This window comes from Flavobacterium sp., assembly GCF_044368625.1.
Taxonomy (GTDB): domain Bacteria; phylum Bacteroidota; class Bacteroidia; order Flavobacteriales; family Flavobacteriaceae; genus Flavobacterium.
The window spans coordinates 1-3,489 of the sequence record NZ_JBIPPD010000363.1; the positions used below are offsets into that span (position 1 = coordinate 1).

Here is a 3,489-nt window from a genome sequence, read left to right on the forward strand (position 1 = left end):
ACCACTCCTGCTACTTTCACACTTTCTGCTCCACAGCTATTTGCATGCAATATCAATCAGTATGTTGATTTATACCCTAATAGCTTTATTACTTTATACAGTAACACCTTTACTACTACTACTACTAACGGTAATACTACCAGGGTGAGAGTTAATCTTTTAGGAACAAATGAGTTTGATGCGATAGATTTTAATTATTTTACACCACAAGTTAATAGGGATGTTTTTGAATTCGGGCCTAGTCCCTATAGAATAGTTGTATATGATAGTAATAGTGTTGTACTAAGAGATACAGGGTATGTCTTTCCGAATATTAACAGAGAATGGAACTACAATAATACTGCTGCAGCATCGCTGAACTATTATAATACTCAGCTACTAGCGCTAGCTAATCAAAGTATAACTGGATCCACCTCCGGGACTACAACACTAACTAATTTATCAGTATATCCGGGTAGCGACTACATTGATGTTGTTATTAATTCACCGTTTATAGGTACATCGTGGGAGCTCATTCTAGATACTACAAGACCGGTTATAGTACCTGTTCCTGTCTCACTTCCAGATCTCGACTGTTTTACTATATATAATTTTATCGACAATGTAGGTGTTTATGATTATACTTATCAATTAGACCCTGCTGGTGGTATCATAATACTAGATTTTACAAGTGATAATGTAGATAATATTCCTAATAAACTTGAAATAATACATAATAACATTAAGGTATCTACAACTGGTATATCATCCACTAATACTGGGCCTTACGACAATGTATACGGTGTTAATCTGATACCTACATTAACGCAAGCTATATCTACCGATCAATTTATATCAACAGCTAAGTCTCCACCAACGAGATATGAAGAGTTTATTAGCGAGACTTCAATAGGTGACATAACACCTACCGGGCAACAACTCTTATGGTGGCAGTATACACCAGAAGATTATACCAATTTTAATGCAATAACAGCAAGATTTACAAGTCCTGTCACTATTATATATACAACTAATGAGTTTAGAGTAAGAAGACTTTGTACTAATCAAACACCAACACCTGCACCGTCTAGTTATCTTTACCCTACCTTCAACGCTCAAGATAATATTACACAAAATAACGGCACGTTTACAACGCAGGTTATACCATTAACGTCAGCTGGAAATAACAGAGTAGTGATAAATAATGGTTCCTTAAATTCGCGTATTATATTACCTCTCACAAGCTCCTCTAATAACGTTATAGTAGATAGCGGTACGACTAATTCTTTAATAATTTTACCAACAACTTATTCTGATAATAGTATTACTATTGATAGCGGTACAGCTACTCCGTCAATAATAGAGCTCAGCATTACAGGGTCTAATGATGTAATTACTGATGATGGTATTTTGATACCCCCTGTAATAGTCTTTACAGCGTATGTAAGCAATGCTGTAATTATTGATGATGGTACTTTTTATTAATTTATAAAAGCATTGAAAAACAAACATAACAAATAAATAATAATATGGCAACACCTATAGGTTATACACTAGCATCTCTTTTATGCGGAAATCTACCAGATCTAACTACCGCTGCTATTAGATCTATAGTAACCGCAGATGACGGTGAAGATCAAAATAAATTTCTCGCAGATATAGCTGCAAGTGCAGATAATTACACAAGTAACATTTATTCTACTCAATTTATAAGAGATACAGGACCAACTTTTACCTCTTTAAGCGGTGTTTATCTTTCTGCTGCATCTACCTCATTTAACGCTATAACATCAACGATATACGACGGCAGCACAACTTATTATATCTACAATTATGTTGATACAGGCGATGTTAATACTAGTAATATTATTTCATATCAAAGTAGCACAACACCTATTCAAGGACTTACGTTCTATAAAATAAACAATGATAAGCTTATATTTTTTAGCGATACCGGCATTCAAAGTAGCTATACATATAGATACTTTAACGAGCTTTTACTTGAAGGTAACATAGGTAACTTAAATGATAATGTTGTAGGAGTTGCTCTATTATCTACTTCGCATGTACTAAATATTAATAATACTTCGTATACAGATATTTCCGGTCATGTAGTTGCAACTACAGTTATACCTACTTATGTAGATTATACCTCTTACACCGCAAGCCTAAAGACACAAACCTCTTTTCATGATTTTACGCCTCTCTCAGCTGGCAGTGTAGGTAGTGTAGTGTTTTATTTATCACCGTCGGATGTACCGCAGAATAGAACTCTTATTTGCGCAATAAGTGGTTCGCAGGTTAATTACACTACTACTATTGGGCAGGATGTCTATTTGAGATTGTTCGAAAATACTATACTGAATATAAGTTAATCGAAAGTTAGATTCTTCCTAGAGTTGCTTCTACAGTAAGATCGTGCTTCATCGAGTGAAACCTCTCTTCAAGATATTTTTGAAAAGCGAGAGGTTTAATCCAATCATCTGTATCCATACTTTCGCCTAGCTCTTCGTATTTTTTTGATACTTGCTCGATACCTTCAATAAGACAAGCCCACCTTGTGAGCTCATCAATATCCATCTCTTTTATCGTTCCATTTTTTAGTTCGAATTTGAATTTCTTCATACCTTATTATCAGAGAGTTCCTTCTCTTTTAATTGGGTAAAGACATTAGCAATGTTTAAAGGCTCTGTTAGCAGCACAGTTTCGTGATTTAACTCTACCTTAAATCTACTACCGCATTTTTCGCATAGGAAAGAATTATCCGTGTTATAAAACACTGGTGCAGGAAAAGTATGCTTACCGCAAGGACAGGAAATAGGTATGGTTTGCAGATTTATAATCTCTTCACTTAAATCTGGTTTATTAGAATCAGTATTTTTTAACGAATATATATAAAATCCTAAAAACTGAGCAATAATTGAACCAACAACACCTTGCCAGAACCCTATAATATCAGCTAGTACAAACCCTATACCAAGACTAACCAGTAAAGTTATACCGAGCGAAAATGTTAATAATCTAAGCATACTTTATTTTATATTATAGATATAGTTTATCAATACAATTAGATAAATCCATTGTTATTTTTTGCGCTATATCATCTATAATTTTTGAAGCATCTTTAATAGCTTGTTTATCTCTTTTTGGTTCTTTTTCTGTACGATTAAGACCTTTTTTAATTTCTATAAGAGATCCATACATATCACTTAAATGCTCTTTAAATGTTTCAGCAGTAAAAGGCAGAGTTTTAGGTGCTTTCTGCTCTTGTTCTTCCTTTTGATGCACTTTAAATTGATCAGATACATCCATACTTAAGTTAGGAGCAGAGTTTGATGCGTGTGTAGAGTATGGATTAGTTGTACTATTCATTGTAAATATTTATGCATTTGAATAAATAATTGTATGAGTAAGTTTGAAAATAGATTCTTTAAAGTACTAAGCGAACAGGATGAAGACAGAGCAGCTATGCTATCTACATTAGATAAAGATACAAATCCTGAGGATTTT

The 3,489-nt window shown here is 33.7% G+C and carries 5 protein-coding genes; 2 read left to right on the forward strand and 3 right to left on the reverse strand.

Translation table 11 applies throughout. The features are described 5' to 3' along the window. Positions 1–1,464: hypothetical protein (locus ACIQ2X_RS16600; protein ID WP_396180120.1), on the forward strand; the 1,464-nt coding region annotated here is incomplete at its 5' end. Between the two features lie 44 nt (positions 1,465–1,508). After that, positions 1,509–2,354, forward strand: coding sequence for a hypothetical protein (locus ACIQ2X_RS16605; protein ID WP_396180121.1), 846 nt, complete (start codon positions 1,509–1,511; stop codon positions 2,352–2,354). A gap of 7 nt (positions 2,355–2,361) precedes the next feature. Here the strand turns inward: ACIQ2X_RS16605 and ACIQ2X_RS16610 are convergent, their stop codons facing one another. From ACIQ2X_RS16610 to ACIQ2X_RS16620, 3 genes are read right to left on the reverse strand one after another with little or no spacing between them, the layout of a single operon-like run. Then, complete coding sequence (locus ACIQ2X_RS16610; RefSeq protein WP_396180122.1) at positions 2,362–2,604, reverse strand: hypothetical protein; 243 nt, start codon at positions 2,602–2,604, stop codon at positions 2,362–2,364. Continuing rightward, on the reverse strand, positions 2,601–3,008 hold the full coding sequence (locus ACIQ2X_RS16615) for a hypothetical protein (protein ID WP_396180123.1): 408 nt from the start codon (positions 3,006–3,008) through the stop codon (positions 2,601–2,603). The genes ACIQ2X_RS16610 and ACIQ2X_RS16615 overlap by 4 nt, the downstream gene beginning before the upstream one ends. Before the next feature lie 13 nt (positions 3,009–3,021). After that, positions 3,022–3,351, reverse strand: a complete 330-nt coding sequence (locus ACIQ2X_RS16620; RefSeq protein WP_396180124.1) for a hypothetical protein — start codon at positions 3,349–3,351, stop codon at positions 3,022–3,024. Positions 3,352–3,489: the final 138 nt, after the last annotated feature.

Coding starts and splice junctions, on each gene's coding strand:
- ACIQ2X_RS16605 (WP_396180121.1), top strand. CDS start 1,509: ATGGCAACACCTATAGGTTATACACTAGCATCTCTTTTATGCGGAAAT.
- ACIQ2X_RS16610 (WP_396180122.1), bottom strand. CDS start 2,604: ATGAAGAAATTCAAATTCGAACTAAAAAATGGAACGATAAAAGAGATG.
- ACIQ2X_RS16615 (WP_396180123.1), bottom strand. CDS start 3,008: ATGCTTAGATTATTAACATTTTCGCTCGGTATAACTTTACTGGTTAGT.
- ACIQ2X_RS16620 (WP_396180124.1), bottom strand. CDS start 3,351: ATGAATAGTACAACTAATCCATACTCTACACACGCATCAAACTCTGCT.